The sequence below is a fragment of the Anoxybacillus sp. LAT27 genome (genome assembly GCF_022030075.1).
Taxonomy (GTDB): Bacteria; Bacillota; Bacilli; order Bacillales; family Anoxybacillaceae; genus Anoxybacillus; species Anoxybacillus kestanbolensis.
This window is the reverse complement of record NZ_JAIWYK010000445.1, coordinates 351,439-369,892: the sequence shown is the minus strand read 5'-3', so window position 1 is coordinate 369,892 and position 18,454 is coordinate 351,439. Positions and strand designations below refer to the sequence as shown.

15 protein-coding genes and 1 other annotated feature are annotated in these 18,454 nt (G+C 40.9%); of the genes, 7 read left to right on the top strand and 8 right to left on the bottom strand.

The window, feature by feature from the left end:
• The first annotated feature begins 24 nt into the window (after positions 1-24).
• Complete coding sequence (locus LD028_RS17340; protein ID WP_237812517.1) at positions 25-1,134, top strand: nicotinate phosphoribosyltransferase; 1,110 nt, start codon at positions 25-27, stop codon at positions 1,132-1,134.
• A gap of 160 nt (positions 1,135-1,294) precedes the next feature.
• Positions 1,295-2,596 (top strand): UDP-N-acetylmuramate--L-alanine ligase, encoded by a 1,302-nt coding sequence (murC, locus tag LD028_RS17335; RefSeq protein ID WP_237812516.1) that lies wholly within the window; start codon positions 1,295-1,297, stop codon positions 2,594-2,596.
• An 11-nt stretch (positions 2,597-2,607) separates the two neighbouring features.
• Here the strand turns inward: murC and ytxJ are convergent, their stop codons facing one another.
• The 3 genes from ytxJ to LD028_RS17320 are packed head-to-tail and all read right to left on the bottom strand — an operon-like array spanning position 2,608 to position 3,679.
• Positions 2,608-2,937, bottom strand: a complete 330-nt coding sequence (gene ytxJ, locus LD028_RS17330; RefSeq protein ID WP_004888996.1) for a bacillithiol system redox-active protein YtxJ — start codon at positions 2,935-2,937, stop codon at positions 2,608-2,610.
• A complete protein-coding gene (locus tag LD028_RS17325) occupies positions 2,924-3,274 on the bottom strand; it encodes a hypothetical protein (protein ID WP_004888997.1) in 351 nt (116 codons plus the stop codon). The genes ytxJ and LD028_RS17325 overlap by 14 nt, the downstream gene beginning before the upstream one ends.
• Positions 3,275-3,286: 12 nt before the next feature.
• Positions 3,287-3,679, bottom strand: a complete 393-nt coding sequence (locus LD028_RS17320; protein WP_077429265.1) for a DUF948 domain-containing protein — start codon at positions 3,677-3,679, stop codon at positions 3,287-3,289.
• Between the two features lie 128 nt (positions 3,680-3,807).
• On the opposite strand from LD028_RS17320, the gene LD028_RS17315 reads away from it, so the two are divergent.
• Positions 3,808-4,923, top strand: a complete 1,116-nt coding sequence (locus LD028_RS17315; protein WP_077429266.1) for an aminopeptidase — start codon at positions 3,808-3,810, stop codon at positions 4,921-4,923.
• A gap of 22 nt (positions 4,924-4,945) precedes the next feature.
• On the opposite strand, the gene LD028_RS17310 is transcribed toward LD028_RS17315, so the two are convergent.
• On the bottom strand, positions 4,946-7,102 hold the full coding sequence (locus LD028_RS17310) for a cell division protein FtsA (protein WP_237812515.1): 2,157 nt from the start codon (positions 7,100-7,102) through the stop codon (positions 4,946-4,948).
• Positions 7,103-7,252: 150 nt separating this feature from the next.
• On the opposite strand from LD028_RS17310, the gene LD028_RS17305 reads away from it, so the two are divergent.
• Together LD028_RS17305 and ccpA are read left to right on the top strand one after the other, a co-directional pair.
• A complete protein-coding gene (locus LD028_RS17305) occupies positions 7,253-8,335 on the top strand; it encodes a bifunctional 3-deoxy-7-phosphoheptulonate synthase/chorismate mutase (protein WP_237812514.1) in 1,083 nt (360 codons plus the stop codon).
• A gap of 152 nt (positions 8,336-8,487) precedes the next feature.
• Positions 8,488-9,486 (top strand): catabolite control protein A, encoded by a 999-nt coding sequence (ccpA, locus tag LD028_RS17300; protein ID WP_237812513.1) that lies wholly within the window; start codon positions 8,488-8,490, stop codon positions 9,484-9,486.
• 101 nt (positions 9,487-9,587) lie between these two features.
• Here the strand turns inward: ccpA and LD028_RS17295 are convergent, their stop codons facing one another.
• From LD028_RS17295 to LD028_RS17285, 3 genes are read right to left on the bottom strand one after another with little or no spacing between them, the layout of a single operon-like run.
• Entirely contained in the window at positions 9,588-10,760 is a 1,173-nt protein-coding gene (locus tag LD028_RS17295) for an acetoin utilization protein AcuC (RefSeq protein WP_237812512.1), read from the bottom strand.
• Positions 10,757-11,401, bottom strand: coding sequence for an acetoin utilization AcuB family protein (locus tag LD028_RS17290; RefSeq protein ID WP_237812511.1), 645 nt, complete (start codon positions 11,399-11,401; stop codon positions 10,757-10,759). Before LD028_RS17290 ends, LD028_RS17295 begins: the two co-directional genes overlap by 4 nt.
• Before the next feature lie 19 nt (positions 11,402-11,420).
• Positions 11,421-12,053 (bottom strand): GNAT family N-acetyltransferase, encoded by a 633-nt coding sequence (locus tag LD028_RS17285; RefSeq protein ID WP_077429270.1) that lies wholly within the window; start codon positions 12,051-12,053, stop codon positions 11,421-11,423.
• A gap of 166 nt (positions 12,054-12,219) precedes the next feature.
• On the opposite strand from LD028_RS17285, the gene acsA reads away from it, so the two are divergent.
• Positions 12,220-13,938 (top strand): acetate--CoA ligase, encoded by a 1,719-nt coding sequence (gene acsA / locus LD028_RS17280; protein ID WP_237812584.1) that lies wholly within the window; start codon positions 12,220-12,222, stop codon positions 13,936-13,938.
• A gap of 25 nt (positions 13,939-13,963) precedes the next feature.
• Here acsA and LD028_RS17275 read toward each other — a convergent pair whose 3' ends face one another.
• A complete protein-coding gene (locus LD028_RS17275) occupies positions 13,964-16,750 on the bottom strand; it encodes a transglycosylase domain-containing protein (RefSeq protein WP_237812510.1) in 2,787 nt (928 codons plus the stop codon).
• A 138-nt stretch (positions 16,751-16,888) separates the two neighbouring features.
• Positions 16,889-17,112, top strand: a binding site (T-box leader).
• 51 nt (positions 17,113-17,163) lie between these two features.
• Between LD028_RS17275 and tyrS the strand changes: the two genes are divergently transcribed.
• Positions 17,164-18,423, top strand: coding sequence for a tyrosine--tRNA ligase (gene tyrS / locus LD028_RS17270; RefSeq protein WP_237812509.1), 1,260 nt, complete (start codon positions 17,164-17,166; stop codon positions 18,421-18,423).
• Positions 18,424-18,454 lie beyond the last annotated feature (31 nt).

The window sequence follows — 18,454 nt, the reverse complement described above, 5'->3', positions numbered from 1 at the left end:
ACGATGGCTGAAGGGGAAAGAAAAATGAAAGAGATCGAGTTGAAATTACAAGGGAAAATTAAACGGCTAACAAATAAAACGTTTAAATTTGATGAGCGTGTGCGAGACGGATGGTTTTCAGCCGTATATTTTTTAAAAACGCGTGAAATCGTCAAAGAATTTCGTCCGGATAATATCGTCACAATGCAATTTTTTCAAAAAGAACATGCTGTCTTATGTGGCACCGATGAAGTGATCGCCTTGTTGCATACGTTTGCAGATGAACCAGAAAAATTAGAGATTTACTCGTTAAAAGATGGAGACAAAATTAGTCCGTTTGAGACGGTGCTTACGGTTACAGGGCCGTATCAAAATTTTGGGTATTTAGAAGGCATTATTGATGGAATTTTAGCGCGCCGAACATCTGTAGCAACAAACGTATACAATGTAGTTAAAGCGGCGGCATTATCTGGTGTACAAAAGCCGGTCATTTTTATGGGAGATCGGGATGATCATTTTATGATGCAAGCGGGTGATGGATACGCTGCGTTTATTGGTGGTTCCACCGCTCAAGCGACCCATGCGATGAACGAGTGGTGGGGAAAACAAGGCATGGGGACGATGCCGCATGCCCTCATTCAATTGTTTGATGGCGATGTAGTTGCGGCAGCAAAAGCGTATCATGCAAAATATCCAGATGATGATTTAATTGTTCTTGTTGATTACAACAATGACTGTATTACAGATGCGCTGAAAGTGGCCCGTGAATTTGGCGATAAGCTAAAGGCTGTTCGCGTTGATACGTCTCGGACGATGATCGATCAATATTTTATTCGCCATCCAGAAGTGCTTGGCACATTTGATCCACGTGGCGTCAATCCACCGCTTATTTTTGCTTTACGCGAAGCGCTTGATCGCGAAGGATTTGAACATGTTAAAATCGTTGTTAGTGGCGGTTTTAATGAACAGCGCATTATTGAGTTTGAAAAACAAGGTGTGCCAGTTGATATGTATGGTGTGGGAAGTAGTTTATTGAAAGTGCACATTGGTTTTACAGGAGATAATGTATTGTTAAATGGAAAACATCAAGCGAAAGCAGGACGGCGTTATCGTCCAAATCCGCGCCTTGAAAAAGTGGAGTATACGCCTCAATAACACGGAAAAACTGATAGAAGAACGTTCTTCTATCAGTTTTTCTTATCATCGTGGGCAAACGATGGTATAATGAAGTTTGTTACATATCGTGAAAATAGCAAAACGGAATTTATGTCATATACTGTGATATAGATCAACGATAGTTGGTGGAGGTTTTCTTATGACTATTTACCATTTTGTCGGCATTAAAGGAACTGGAATGAGCGCACTCGCACAAGTATTACATGATATGAAATGCGTCGTGCAAGGATCGGACTATGATAAGCGGTTTTTCACGCAAGAAGCTTTAGAAGCACGTGGGATTCCTATCTTCCCATTTAGTGCTCAAAATATTCAAGAAAATATGGTTGTGATTGCTGGAAACGCTTTTCCTGATACACATGAAGAAATTGTAGCCGCTCGTGAACTCGGTGTACCCGTCATTCGTTACCATCAGTTTTTAGGTGAATTTTTACAAAAATTTACGAGTATCGCTGTGACAGGCGCCCATGGGAAGACATCAACAACAGGATTGCTCGCTCATGTGATGCAGGGAGCAGAACCGACATCGTATTTGATCGGTGATGGTTCTGGAAAAGGAAGAGAAGGGAGCAAGTATTTTGTATTTGAAGCGTGCGAATATCGCCGTCATTTTTTAGCATATTCCCCTGATTATGCGATTATGACAAATATTGATTTTGATCATCCAGATTACTTTGTAAATATTGAAGATGTGTTTTCAGCATTTCAACAAATGGCGTGGCAAGTGAAAAAAGGAATTATTGCTTGTGGGGATGATGAATATTTACAAAAAATTCAAGCTAAAGTTCCTGTCGTTTTTTACGGGTTCGGTGAAGATAACGATTTTCAAGCCCGAAATGTTGTGAAAACACCAGAAGGGACATCGTTTGATGTGTTTGTGCGCCATACGTTTTTTGCTTCTTTCCATATTCCGCGATATGGCGATCATAACGTGCTTAATGCGCTTGCTGTCATTGCGCTTTGCCATTATGAAGGGATCGATGTAAGCATTATTCAAGAGCGATTAAAAACGTTTCCTGGCGTGAAACGTCGCTTCCATGAGAAAACGTTTGGTTCACAAGTGCTTATTGATGATTATGCGCATCATCCGACTGAAATACGTGCAACGATCGAAGCAGCAAGACAAAAGTATCCAGATCGTCAAATTGTTGCGATTTTTCAACCGCACACATACACGCGTACACAAACATTTTTACATGAATTTGCTGAAAGCTTATCGTTAGCTGATGCGGTATATTTGTGCGATATTTTTGGCTCTGCTCGTGAGCATCAAGGGAAATTATCTATCGAGGATTTGCGTGCTAAAATCGAAGGGGCAAAGCTTTTAGACGAGGAGCAAGTCGATGTATTAAAGCAACATGATAACGCTGTGCTTATTTTTATGGGAGCAGGCGATATTCAAAAATTTCAACAAAGATATGAACAATCCGTTCACGTATAAGCAAAAAGCAACTATGATGCGTTCATAGTTGCTTTTTGCATTTGTTCGTATGTGATGTTCCAATGCGAAGCATGCCACGCTACTCCGTCATTTGTCACCCATAACACTTGAGGAGATTCGTGTTTAACATGAAACGTTTCTGCAATATGTTGCGACAATGGGCGTGCGTGTTGTACATGTAAATAATATGCATGAATGTGCGGAAAATCTTTTGTGAAACGTTCGAACTCCCCCCATGCCCGATGGCTAATCGGACACGTGAGACTATGTTTCATCAATAAAAATGGACGATGGGACAAACAAATTTGTTCAAACTGTTCTACTGTCTCAATTTTCTCCATGCGTGTCCATTCCTTTATTCAAATGTTTTTCCACATCGTTCACAGCTTCCTCTGTCTCTTTTAACAACTGTTCCACATCTGATGAAGGAAGCGGAATCGGAATAGATGAAACGGAATGTGATTTCTCTTGTTCGCTTTTTATCAGTTCTTCTTTTTCTTCACTTTTTCTCCATTCATTTATATTGCTTTCTTTTAAATCATTCAGCAGTTGTTTTCCATGTTGTGCTGATTCGGTTAATAACTGCTTTCCACGTTCGCTCGACAAGAATAGTGCTGTTGCTGCGCCTGCAATTCCCCCGACAATTGTCCCAAGTAGAAAAGAACTATTTTTAGCCATATGAAACCCTCCTTATTTTCGTTTCCCTTTCCATTTTGTCCATATTTCTACAAGCGTTTGTCCCCATTGAATGGCTTGTGTAATTTTTTTTTCATTTGTTGTTAACGTTTTAGAAATGGAGTCGCTAAATGTTTGAACGGTGACTCCTACTTGTTTGACTGCATCAAATACACCTTGCAAACTTTCTGCTTTTTTATGCACATCATCCGCAAGCGCGTTCGTCTTATGTAGTAATTGTGCCGTTTCTTTTCCGATTTCATGCATTTGTTTTTCAACTTCTTCGACGGTTTTCGCAACGTGTTGTAACGTTGTTTGCAACGTTTTTAACGTTTGGATAACATAAATGACTAAAATGAGAAAGGCGATGGCGATGAGTGCAATGCTCCCGTATAAAATAACGTTCATTGTAAAACTCCTTTCTGTATACTTTACATTTCATTCGACAAAAAAAGAAAAAATCCTGCAAAAAACTCCAAATTTTTTGTAGATCGGTTACAATATACATGTACATATGATGGAATGGAGGAAGACAAATGAAAGATCCACGTATTGAAAAGTTAGCGAAAAACTTAATTCATTACTCGCTTCGTTTACAAAAAGGAGAAAAGGTATTAATCGAAAACTTCGGTTTGCAACGGGAGCTTGTGATCGCGCTTGTGCGTGAAGCATATGCAGTAGGTGCGCATCCGTTCGTTTCATTAAAAGACCACCAAGTTGATCGTGCCCTTTTGCTTGGAGCACAAGAAGAACAGTTTAACATGATGGCTGAGTTCGAAGCGAATGTTATGAAAGAGATGGATGCTTATATCGGCTTGCGTGCTGGAGACAACATTAATGAGTTTGCTGATGTGCCAGCGGATAAAATGAAAATTCATGGAAAAACAATTATGCAAAAAGTGCATCGTGACATTCGTGTACCGAAAACGAAATGGGTGGTGCTCCGCTATCCGAATCCATCGATGGCACAGCTTGCAAAAATGAGTACAGAGGCGTTCGAAGATTTTTATTTCAACGTATGTAACTTAGATTACGGGAAAATGGATAAAGCGATGGATGCTCTAGTTGAGTTAATGAATAAAACGGATCAAGTGCGCATTACAGGACCGGGTACAGATTTAACGTTCTCCATTAAAGATATTCCTGCTATAAAATGTTCAGGTCAAATGAACATTCCAGACGGAGAAGTATATACGGCTCCAGTTCGCGATTCTGTCAATGGTACCATTACGTTTAATACACCTTCTCCTTATCAAGGATTTACGTTTGAAAACGTGAAATTAACGTTTAAAGATGGAAAAATTATTGAAGCAACAGCAAACGACACAGAACGCATTAATCAAATTTTTGATACAGATGAAGGTGCGCGCTATATTGGTGAGTTCGCGATCGGAGTAAACCCATATATTCAACATCCAATGCAAGATATTTTGTTTGACGAAAAAATTGATGGAAGCTTCCATTTTACGCCGGGACAATGTTATGACGAAGCGTACAACGGCAATCACTCGAATATTCATTGGGACATGGTTATGATTCAACGTCCGGAATATGGCGGCGGTGAAATATATTTTGATGGTGTGCTCATCCGAAAAGACGGCCGTTTTGTCCTTCCAGAGCTAGAACCATTAAATCCAGAAAACTTAAAATAAAGAAAAAGCAACTATGACTCGCTCATAGTTGCTTTTTCTTATGCCAAACAATTTCAAGTTGATCTCCTGGTGTAAGTGGTTCATAAAATGTTGTTGGTTCTCCGTTTTTTAGCAATGTAAATGTTGTTGATGCCCCGTGAGGAATATCAACTTCAACGTATTGAAAAATATCTTGAAAAATAAACGGTTCGAGTTTTCGCTCGCTAAATTGAAGCTCATCTCCATGTTGAACGAGATCGTCCTTATGAAGCTGTTCACCGTTACGGTAAAATACACCAATTTGTTTTGTTAATGTTAACGTTTCACCGTTAAATATAATGGGAAGCGAGTAATGAACTTTCAACTGTCTTGCTTCCGCTATTTGAGCGATCGTTCGCTCTTTTTGTTCATGAACGACAATGTGATCGCCGTCTTCAAACGTTGCGTAAAGTTGACATTCCATTCCGTTTCGATACACTGTTCCGCACCATTCAGGAAATTTTATTTGTTTTCCGTTCAACGTGATTGTAAACGGTTCAAGTTGTTTCAGAAGGTGGTCGTTTTTTGTTGCTTTTAGAAGCTGTTCAATCGTTTCAGGCATATGAACGACAATGTCATCACGATCACATAAGACGACATCGAGAGAAACAGCTTCTCCGTTTCGTAATATAAGTGGCTCAATGTTGTAGTGTTGATCATTTATCGTTACATGCTTTGTCGGCAATGATTCGAGCAAATCACGAAGCCGAATCACAGCTTGTTTCCCATCTTTTCCTTTTTCGACTATGATATGGTCATTGCTTTTGATTGGTGTATCAAATGTCGCTAGCTCACCATTTTTTATAATGGTTGGTGGTTCTCCGTGTGTCCCGGGAACTGTAATAACCTGTCCATTCAACGTAACGACGCACGCTAAGCCAGGTTTTCCGTATAGTTTATGTAGTTGAATGCCTGCAGCGAGTAAGGCATCACCGATTGTTAGTTGCTTCATGTCAAATAGGCGAATTGTTTGTTCATTTACATGAACTGTCACGTACTGGATCGGTGTTTGCTTTGCGGCAATTGCGATGCCGATCGGGGTGACGAGTTCTGGTCGATGTTTCATTTCTTCACGATCGATATGCAATTTTTGAATAGCATCAATACCACGAATAGCAACGCGATTTTCTGGAAGATGAAGCTTGTGAGCAAGCCGTTTTGGAAGTTCAGGCGTCAAGCTCCCTCCTCCAACAAGCATAACTGCTTTCGGAGATTGATGATTATTTAATCGTAAAATTTCTTTGCTAATCGCATCAGCAAGTCGATCAATGGCATCTGAAATCGTGGCAATCATTTGTTCGCGAGTCACTTCTGTTTCAAACCCGAGAATGTCTGTAATTGTTACCATTTCTTTCGAATGCAAGTCGCGTTTCGCTTGTTCAGCAAGAGGGAAATCAAGCAAATAGGCGTCTGAAATTGCTTCAGTAATTTCATCTCCTGCCATCGGTACCATGCCGTAGGCGATGACTGTACCGAGATCGGTAATGGCGATGTCAGATGTTCCTGCGCCAATGTCTACAAGTGCTACATTTAATCGTCGCATCGTTGGAGGAATAAGCACGTTTAGTGCGGCGATCGGCTCAAGTGTTAGCGCCTCCATTTCTAAATGAGCGCGTTGTAGTGCTGCAAGAAGTGACTCAACAACGAGTCTCGGTAAAAATGTAGCGATCACTTCAACGCTTGCCTCGTCTCCTTGCTGATCAATTAAGTTACCAATTTCTTCGCCGTCAATTTCATAGCGCGTGACGGAATAACCGACGCAATAATAGTGATAACTTTTTTCATTCGCTGATTTTTCTGCTAACGTCATTTGAGCTTGCTGTACGGCGGTGAGTTCTAAGTACGCGACATCTTCATGAGTTAAAAGCGGCTTTCCTTTAATTGAAATCCTTGCTTTTCCTTTTTCTGTTTTTAATGAACGACCTGCCGCTGCGACGCATACGCGCGTCAAAGGCCCGTGCCGCTCCTCTAACGTTTTCTTTATGTCGAGAATGACGTTAGAAACAGCAAGTACGTCATGAATTTGTCCGTCAAGCATCGCTCGTTCTTCATGTTCTTTTATGACAATGTCTTCAACTTGATATCGTCCGTCTGTTTCCTTTAAAATAATGCCAACTACTGAACGTGTGCCAATGTCTAATGCAAAAATCAAGCTTCCCACCTTCTTTTTCGAAAATTAAAAAATTCTTTATTACTTAAACGCGTTTTATAAATAAAGGGGTGACAACTTTATCCACTTCGTTTATAATAATCTCTAATTATATAGAAATGTACCATATTTTTTAGCTTATATAAAGAAAGGATGAGATGTATGAGTAACGAACGATTAGACGAGCTGAGAGCAAAGGTTGATGAGTTAAATTTACAGCTGTTAAAGTTAATTAATGAACGCGGGCGTGTTGTTCAAGAAATTGGGAAAATTAAAGATGCTCAAGGGACGTACTTTTATGACCCTGTTCGTGAAAGAAAAATGTTAGATTTAATTCTAGAACATAACGACGGACCGTTTGATACGGCGACGTTGAAACATATTTTTAAAGAAATTTTTAAAGCAGGGCTCGATTTGCAAGAAGATGACCATAAAAAGGCGTTGCTTGTATCAAGAAAGAAAAAGCCGGAGGATACGATTGTCGATGTAAAAGGGGAAAAAATCGGCGATGGTAATCAATATTTCGTTATGGGACCATGTGCGGTTGAAAGCTATGAACAAGTGGCGGAAGTGGCGCAAGCGATCAAACGACACGGACTAAAATTATTGCGCGGTGGTGCTTACAAACCACGTACGTCACCGTATGACTTCCAAGGACTTGGCGTAGAAGGATTGAAAATTTTAAAGCGTGTAGCAGATGAATTTGATTTAGCAGTCATTAGTGAAATTGTAACGCCAACAGATATTGAAACAGCGCTCGATTATATTGACGTTATTCAAATCGGAGCGCGCAATATGCAAAACTTTGAGTTGTTAAAAGCCGCGGGTCAAGTGAATAAACCGGTATTATTAAAACGGGGATTAGCTGCAACGATCGAAGAGTTTATTCATGCAGCGGAGTACATTATGTCGCAAGGAAATGGGCAAATCATTTTATGCGAGCGTGGCATCCGCACATATGAAAAGGCGACGCGCAACACGCTTGATATTTCAGCCGTACCGATTTTGAAAAAAGAAACGCATTTGCCTGTTTTTGTCGATGTAACGCATTCAACAGGACGTCGTGACTTACTTTTACCTTGTGCGAAAGCTGCGCTTGCCATCGGAGCAGACGGGGTCATGGCGGAAGTACATCCAGATCCTGCGGTTGCGTTATCTGATTCCGCACAACAAATGGATATTAATCAATTCAATGAGTTTATGGAAGAATTAAAATCATTCCAAAAACAATTTGTCAAAGCATAGCAAATTAGCTGGTGATTGTTCACCAGCTTTTCTTATGAATTTATTTGTGAAAACGTTGCACTTAGGCAATCATTTATCGTATGATAATTTTACATAAAATTGCGATGTACGACAGTTTTCGATATATAGAGCGTAAAAAAGGAGTGTATGTGATGAATGTAACAATTTATGATGTAGCAAGAGAAGCAAACGTGTCGATGGCAACCGTTTCACGCGTTGTGAATGGAAACCCAAATGTAAAGCCTTCGACGCGCAAAAAAGTGTTGGAAGTGATTGAACGGCTTGGTTATCGTCCGAATGCGGTAGCGCGCGGATTAGCAAGTAAAAAAACGACAACAGTCGGCGTCATTATTCCGGATATTTCGAGCATCTTTTTTGCAGAAATGGCACGCGGAATTGAAGACATTGCAACAATGTACAAGTATAACATCATTTTAAGTAACTCGGATCAAAATAAAGAAAAAGAATTGCATTTATTAAACACGATGCTCGCTAAACAAGTTGATGGTATTTTATTTATGGGTGGCGACGTAACGGAAGAACATGTCGAGCAGTTTAAAAAGTCAGATGTACCGATCGTATTAGCTGCCACAATTGAAAAAAACAATATTATTCCGTCCGTCAACATTGACTACGAGCAAGCAGCGTATGATGCGGTACATATGTTAATAGAAAAAGGGCATAAACGCATTGCTTATGTAACAGGCCCTTTAAATGATCCAATTAACGGATTAAAAAAATTAGCTGGCTATCGTCGTGCTTTAGAAGAAGCGAATATCGCTTATGATGAGGCGCTCGTTGTGGAGGGGGACTATACGTACGATTCAGGCATGGAAGCGTATGAAAAGCTAGCCGAACTTGCACAGCGACCAACGGCGATTTTTGTTGGAACCGATGAAATGGCGCTCGGCGTTATTCACGGGGCACAAGATCATGGTATACGCATTCCTGATGAGTTAGAAGTTGTCGGTTTTGATAATACGCGTTTAGCTACCATGGTTCGTCCGAAGCTGACGACAGTCGTGCAACCGATGTACGATATTGGTGCAGTGGCGATGCGTTTATTAACGAAATATATGAATAAAGAGCATGTCGACAATCACATCGTTGTGTTGCCGCACCGAATTGAATATCGCGATTCGACAAAATAGGTGGCTAACTAAACTTTTTTCTTAAAGAAAAACGCATATTTCACGTGCGAACAAACATAGAGAAGGGTGTCCGCTACTTTCGGAACACCCTTGTTATTTTGTTATAAGTTTAATCGTTGTTTATTACTTCGAATGGGCTGAAGCGCTTTCATGACCGTTTGGGCATTTTTTTCTGTAATTTCTGCTTTTCTCGGAATGGGTGAATATAAGTTTTCTGGATCATCCCATTCGAGTGGTAAAGAAACAGGAGCATGAGGTTGCCATCGAGCGACCCATTCTTCCGGTAAACGTCCAGAAATATCGGATTGTTCTGTCATTTCGAGCCACAATAGCGCCCATGCACGCGGAACGACGCGCCAAATGTCGTATCCCCCACCACCAACCGCAATCCAACGTCCGTTGCAATATTGATGAGCAATTTGATGCGCAAGTTTTGGAATTTCGCGGTAAATGCGCATCGTCGCACATAAATGAGTCAACGGATCATAATAATGAGCGTCCACACCGTTTTGAGTTAAAATGACGTCAGGCCGAAAGAAGTCGGCGATTTCCATGAGAGCTTCTTTATATGCAGCAAGCCACGACTCATCTTCTGTAAATGCATCAACAGGAATGTTGAATGAGTAGCCATATCCTTTTCCTTGTCCCCGCTCATTCACGTTTCCTGTTCCCGGAAATAAATAGCGTCCTGTTTCATGAATCGAAAATGTACACACATTCGGATCATCATAAAATGTCCATTGTACTCCATCGCCATGATGGGCATCTGTGTCAACATATAAGACACGAACACCGTATTTTTCCTGCATATATTTAATGGCGACAGAGCTATCGTTGTAAATGCAAAAACCGGATGCTTTACCGCGGAATCCATGATGGAGTCCTCCACCTAAACTGAGCGCATGTTCAGCTTTTCCAGAAAGTACATAATCAACGGCTGTTAACGTTCCGCCAACGAGAAGGGCACTCGCTTCATGCATGTTTGGAAAAATCGGTGTATCTTCCGTGCCGAGACCATAATTAAGCGCAACATCTTCTGATAGTTGGCCTTTTCCAGCTTCCTTTACTGCTTCAATGTAATCGACATCGTGAACAAGCGCTAATTCTTCGTCTGTCGCTAGGCGTGGTGCTACAATTTGTCCGTCATGTAGCGCGCCGAGTGTTTGCAATAAGTCATATGTCAGTTTGACACGTAGTTGGTTAAATGGATGGCGATCGTGGAATTTATACGTTTGAAACGCATCGGAATAAATAAATACGCTATTTTTGCTCATGATGAAACCCCCGGCAAGTTCGGCCATAATACATCGTATCCTTGTTCTTTTAAATCATGAATAATCGCCATCGGGTTCATCGTTTGAATGCGAAAGACGAGCACTTTGTACATATCATCTTCATGAGGATAAACGAGAACGCTTGAAATATTTATATTTCGCTTGTGAAAAACGGAAGCGACTTCACTTAACATTCCTGTCCGGTTTGGCACTTTAATTTCAATTTGGGAGCCAGGTTGATGTGCTCCGGTTAATTGGATAAGCGTATATAGCAAATCGCTCTCCGTAATAATGCCTACGAGTTTGTTTTCCTTCGTGATGGGCATACAGCTAATGCGATGTTCGTAAAATAAAGCGGCTATTTCTTCGACGAAGTCAAGTGGATGTCCTGTAATGACGTTTGTTTTCATAATGGTACTTAACGGCTTTTGTAAATCTTCGAGATGTTCATTTGCATGGAAAATCGATGGACTTGCATCGCGTAAATCGCGATCCGTAACGATACCAACAACACGATATTCATCATCAACAATCGGTAAATGTCGAATATTTTTTTGCTTAACAATGTTTAGTGCGTCGGCGATTGTGTTTGACGGCTTTAGTGCAATGACATCCGTTTTCATCATTTGTTCGACAATCATTTCCCCATCCCCTTTATTTTTAATACATGAAACGGTTCATAAAACGTAGCTGATCGAATTTTTGAATCGATTGTTGATCGACCCGTTTTCCAATACGCGCCATTAAGCAGTTCGCTGGATGCGAACAAATTTCCGGGTCATCGGTCGCGTACCAAACAAGCCCACCTGCGTTCATCATTTTCTCCATGACCTTTCGATATTCCCATACGTTTAATCCGGTTCGTTTTAAATCCCAATGCCAATAGTACTCTGTTGTAATAATGATGTAATCTTCCATCGCATCATCCATCATAGCCACTTTCAATAAATTTTTCCCAACCCCGCAACCTCTAAAATCAGGGATGACTTCGATGGCCCCAAGCTCGATTAAGTTTTCCATTTTTCCTTGTGACCATCTTTCAAGTGGATCGGGATATAAAAACGTAACATAACCAACGATCGTATGACCGTGGCGGGCGATAATAATGCGTCCTTCTGGAAGGCCAGCAATCTCGATGAGTGCTCGATGTTGTTGATGCGGTTGCCGAAATGCTGTTAAGTCATGGTGAAATTCATAGCTAGCCAATGTTTTAGGAGAAATTGGTCCCTCAATAATTAACGTTCCTTTTGGCGTTTTTAATTGTTTTGCGTTATATGTTTTTCTATGTTCCATTGCCCCACCGCCTACTGAAATAATCTCACTTCAATTATACATAAAAAAATAAAAATTAAATCGTTTTCATAATAAACATAAATGAAAATTTTTTAAAAATTGAGAAATTGTTTATAGTATAATATAATACGAGTGTAACAATTCAAACAAGGGGGAGTTTGGGATGATTAAAGTGGAAACGCTACCAGTCATTCAAGGGGATTTCAACCTGAAAAACTATGAAGAAACGTATCAAACGTTTGACTGGTCTGAAGCAGAGAAACATTTTTCGTGGTATGAAACCGGGAAAGTAAACATGGCGTACGAGGCGATCGATCGCCATGCGGAAACGTTTCGAAAAAACAAAGTAGCTCTTTATTATCGCGATGCGACAAGAGAAGAAAAGTACACGTTTAAAGAAATGAAGGAGTTTTCAAATAAAGTAGCCAACGTGCTGAAAGAAGTAGCTGATGTAGAAAAAGGTGATCGCATCTTCATTTTTATGCCTCGCTCGCCTGAACTCTACTTCTCTGTGCTTGGTGCAATTAAACTTGGTGCAATTGTTGGCCCTCTTTTTGAGGCATTCATGGAAGGAGCAGTCCGTGACCGTTTAGAAGATAGCGAGGCAAAAGTGATTATTACAACACCTGAACTTTTACCGCGCGTACCGGTAAATGAGTTGCCAGCATTAAAATACGTATTTTTAGTTGGCGATGACATTAAAGAAGAAGGTCCATTTTTTGATTTGAAAAAACGAATGAACGCAGCAAGCAAACATTTTGATATTGAATGGGTCGGACGTGAAGATGGACTCATTTTACACTATACATCTGGATCAACAGGAAAACCAAAAGGTGTATTGCATGTGCATAACGCCATGATTCAACATTATCAAACAGCAAAATGGGTATTAGATTTAAAAGAAGACGATGTATATTGGTGTACAGCTGACCCAGGTTGGGTGACTGGAACATCATACGGCATTTTCGGCCCGTGGCTTTGCGGCGCATCCAACGTCATTGTCGGTGGACGTTTTAATCCTGAAGCGTGGTATAAGACGATTGAAGATTATGGTGTAACAGTATGGTATAGTGCACCGACAGCGTTCCGCATGCTAATGGGTGCTGGGGACGAGCTTGTGAAAAAATTTGATTTACGTTCACTTCGCCATATTTTAAGTGTCGGTGAACCGCTCAATCCAGAAGTCGTGCGCTGGGGAATGAAAGTATTTAATCGTCGCATTCACGATACGTGGTGGATGACAGAAACAGGAGCACAACTCATTTGCAACTATCCGTGTATGGAAATTAAACCAGGATCAATGGGGAAACCGATTCCTGGAGTCAAAGCAGCGATCGTTGACGATCAAGGAAATGAGTTGCCGCCATATCGCATGGGGAATTTGGCGATTAAAAAAGGTTGGCCGTCGATGATGCGCGCAATTTGGAATAATCCACAAAAATACGAATCGTACTTTTTACCGGGGGATTGGTACGTTTCTGGAGACTCGGCATATATGGATGAGGATGGATATTTCTGGTTCCAAGGGCGGATTGATGATGTCATTATGACAGCTGGAGAGCGCGTTGGCCCGTTTGAAGTAGAAAGTAAGCTCGTTGAACATCCAGCCGTAGCTGAAGCGGGTGTCATCGGAAAGCCAGATCCGGTGCGCGGCGAAATTATTAAAGCATTTGTCGCTTTACGTGAAGGGTATGAGCCGTCTGAAGAGCTAAAAGAAGACATTCGCAACTTCGTGAAAAAAGGTTTAGCTGCGCATGCAGCGCCACGCGAAATCGAGTTTCGTGACAAACTTCCAAAAACGAGAAGCGGAAAAATTATGCGCCGCGTCTTGAAAGCTTGGGAGCTAAACTTACCGACAGGTGACTTATCAACAATGGAAGATTAAAAAAATCGGGCATGGCCCGATTTTTTTAGTTTGTTGATGACTGTTCTTCTGCTGGTATTTCTATCGGTTGTTCATCGGTTGATTGCTCAGGTGGTGTAGCAGGCAGCATGCGAACGATATTTGACGGATTCGACTCCAATCCAGCAATATCGACAGCAGTAACGTAATACATCCCTTGTTTTAACAGTATGCTCTTTTGTTCTCCTTTACGTATCGTCGCCGTGACTTGAAACGGTGTTGTTTCTGATGCTGTATAATATACGCGATATCCAATGACATCTTGTTCATGATGTTCGCTCCAAACGAGCGTATTTCCTTTTTGATATACAGCGATTGGGTCAGGTTTTTTTCCGTTTTCTTGAAGCGCTTTTGCGACAAATACATGCTTCCATTGATCATTTTGAGGGAACAATTTGCTCGTATCTTTTATCTGCTGAATTCCCCATTGTTCAAGTAACGAAGTGTCAATCATGACGCCTTCTTTTGTAAATTCTTTTGGTGTTGTCGGCAAGGCAACGTATCGTTCTCCGTTTAGTTCAACGAAAGTACCGTTGATTAAGTACCGATCTTCTTGTTTTGGCACAAATGCGGTATTAAACAAGTCAGTTTCTATCAGTCCAAATCGTTTACACGTCTCTGATGGAAGTAATCCAGAAATAGCACAATACGAACGTTTAACAATTCCGCCAGGCATGCGGAATCGCTCTTTTGGCGCAATGAGTTCTGGGCGAATATCATATGCCCCATTCATTAACTGTGCCCATAACAATAAGTTTCTTTGCGAATATGATAATCCCTTATAGCTTTTTTGAAGCGGTTTGGGCGTATCGTACCCCATCCAAGTGCCGAACGTAACATTTGGATTTGTTGCAACAAACCACGCATCTTTCGTATTTTGACTCGTTCCGGTTTTTCCCGCCCAGTCGGCCGAAAATTTCAGCTTGCCATTTAAGAAAGCTGCTGTACCAGAACGAATGACGTCACGCATCATATCAATTGTTAAGTAAGCAGTCTGTGGTGAAAATACTTCCGTCGGCTTGGATTTATGCTCATATACAATTTGTCCATTTTTATCGACGATTTTTTCAATTAAATACGCGTCAATAAACTTTCCTCCGTTTGCAAACGTAGCATATGCATTTACATTTTCCTCAATCGTTACACCTTTTGTTAATCCGCCAAGCGCAAGCGATAAGTTGTGTCCATCTCCTGTTGTTAAACTTGTAAAGCCCATTTTTTCCAAATATGAGATTGGTCGTTGATCGATGATGCGCGCATATGTCCGAATAGCAGGAATGTTATACGATTTTTTCAGCGCATGACGTACGGATGTTAAGCCATGCGTTTTTCCATCCGCGTTTTTCGGTCGGTACGGACCTTGTTTCGTTGGGATTTCCAACTCGACATCTGGGATAACAGAGCCAGGCTGAACGATGCCCATTTCCATCGCTGGTGCATAAACAAGAAGTGGCTTCATCGTTGAACCGTTTGAACGATATGCTTGTGTTGCGTGATTGAGCTGTTCCCGTTTATAATCTCGTCCGCCGACAAAACTAATGATCCGGCCTGTTTTGTTTTCGATTAAAATCGCTCCCACTTCGACTGGTTGACGAACAGAAACCATTTGCCCTGTTTTTTCATCTTTTTTTCGCACAATCGTATCGCTTCCAAAGTAAGGATATTTTTCAACAATTGCTTTCATTCGTTCATATATGTTTTTATCAATTGTCGTATAAATTGTATACCCATTTTGACGCAGTTGTTTTTCCGCTTTTTCAGCATATTCCCTATATAGTTGATCATTTGATCGTACATCTTGTCGTTCGTATCCGTCTTTTTTCGCTAATAAATCAATAAAAATATCTTTTGCGCGTCGTTCGATTTCAAACGTGAGCCAAGGATACTTTTCAACAGGAGAAGGCAAGGAAGACACAAAATCTTTTGCAATGTCATACGCTAGCGCTTCTTTGTATTGTTTTTCCGAAATGTATCCTGCTTTTTTCATGCGCGATAATACAGTTTTCATCCGATTTAACGCTGGGGATAAATCGTTTTTCAACTCCCCTTTGCTTGTAAACGGTGTATAGCGAAACGGACTTTGTGGCAATCCTGCTAAAAAAGCCGCTTGTGGCAATGTGAGTTCCTTCGCATCGATGCCAAAAACGCCTTTTGCAGCAGCTTGGACACCGGCGATATTTCGTCCGGATGCGTTTCGTCCAAACGGTACAACGTTAATGTAGGCTTCTAAAATTTCATCTTTCGTAAAAAATTTCTCAAGGCGTAAAGCAAGTAACACTTCTTTTGCTTTGCGCTCAAATGACACTTCGCTCGTTAAAATTTGATTTTTTACAAGTTGCTGTGTTAATGTACTTCCTCCACTACGTGTAGAGGAATTTGTTGCTTCTTGAAAAATGGCACGTATAATAGCTTTTGGTACAACCCCTTTATGTTCATAAAAATGTTCATCTTCCGTCGCAATGACGGCTTGAATGAAATAAGGAGAAACTTGCGAAAGTTTGACTTCATCGCGTTCTAGGTCTGAACGAAAATAGCCGAGATATTCGCGATTGGCGAAGTAAATATGTGTTGTTTCTTCATAGTTATAAATATCTTTTTTCATTTCTTTGTATGGAATCGGCTTGGCATCTTTCACGAGCGAGGCGAAATATCCTGCCCCGACACCGAAAGCAAAGCTGAACGCACATAAACTTACGATGAATATAATTAAACATACGTTCCAGATGACTTCATATGTGATCGTAAAATGACGCCATAGTTTTTGCCATGAGAATCGCACTTGTTTTTCTGACATAGTGACCTCCCATCTGTGTTGTATCTTCATTATTATATCATAATTTGTCTTTTCGTATCGAAGAATGTTTAAATTTGTTTGAAGATCTTGACAACAGTTGGTGTTTTATGATACAAGAGGATATACTGACATGTAAATAATCGAGCGATGAGCGGAACGAGTAGTGCTTATCTCCCTGCGAACAGAGAGCTAGTGGTTGGTGCGAACTAGCGCATAGATGAGCATGAATTACCTCCGTGAGCATCTTTTGTGAACCGCTTATGCGAAGTAGCAAAAGACGGTGTAGACCGTTATGTCAATGAAGTGAGAGAACACGTACGTTCTCTAAGTAGGGTGGTACCGCGATGAAACTCGTCCCTTCGTGTGAAGGACGAGTTTTTTGTTTGAATTCGAAAAAAGAAAGGGTGGTTGAGATGGATTTGCTTCAAGACTTACAATTTCGTGGTTTAATTAATCAAATGACAGATGAAGATGGATTAAAAGCGTTGTTGGCAGAAGAAAGCGTAAAAGTATATTGCGGCTTTGACCCGACGGCAGATAGTTTACATATTGGTCATTTGCTTCCAATTTTAATGTTGCGTCGTTTTCAACAAGCAGGGCACCAACCGATTGCGCTCGTCGGTGGGGCAACAGGACTCATTGGAGACCCAAGCGGAAAGAAAGCAGAGCGAAAATTAAATGAAAAAGAGACAGTCGCTTATTACAGTGAGCGAATTAAACAACAGCTAAGCCGTTTTTTAGATTTTGAGAAAGTCGACAATCCAGCCATTATTGCAAATAACTATGAATGGATTGGTTCGCTTGATGTCATTACATTTTTGCGCGATGTTGGGAAAAACTTTGGGATTAACTACATGCTCGCAAAAGAATCCGTACAATCGCGATTAGAAACAGGGATTTCATTTACAGAATTTAGTTATATGATTTTACAAGCGTACGATTTCCTCAAGCTATATGAAATGTACGGATGTAAGTTGCAAGTAGGTGGCAGTGACCAATGGGGAAACATTACAGCAGGATTAGAGCTCATTCGGAAAACAGAAGAAGATGCGAAAGTGTTTGGATTAACCGTTCCACTCGTAACGAAAGCAGATGGAACAAAATTTGGAAAAACAGAAGGTGGGGCAGTATGGCTTGATGCTGATAAAACGTCGCCATATGAGTTCTATCAATTTTGGATTAACACTGATGATCGTGATGTTGTGAAATATTTAAAATACTTTACGTTTTTATCCCATGAAGAAATTATCGAATTGGAAAGACAAACGGCTGAAGCACCGGAAAAACGTGCAGCGCAAAAAGCGCTAGCTGCTGAGATGACGCGCCTCGTTCATGGGGAAGAAGCGTTGCAGCAGGCGATCAACATTTCTGAAGCGCTCTTTAGCGGAGATGTAGCCAAACTAACAGCGGATGAAATTGAACAAGGTTTTAAAGATGTGCCATCGTATGTCTGCGATGAAAAAGAGATGGCGCTTGTTGATTTACTTGTAGCAAGCGGTATTTGCCCATCGAAGCGTCAAGCTCGTGAGGATGTCACAAACGGAGCGATTTATATCAATGGTGAGCGTGTGCAAGATGTGAATAAAATGATGACAGAAGAAGACCGTATGGAAGGACGTTTTACCATCATTCGTCGTGGTAAGAAAAAGTATTACTTAATTCGTTATGCATAAAAAATCCTCTCTGCTTCGGCAGAGAGGATTT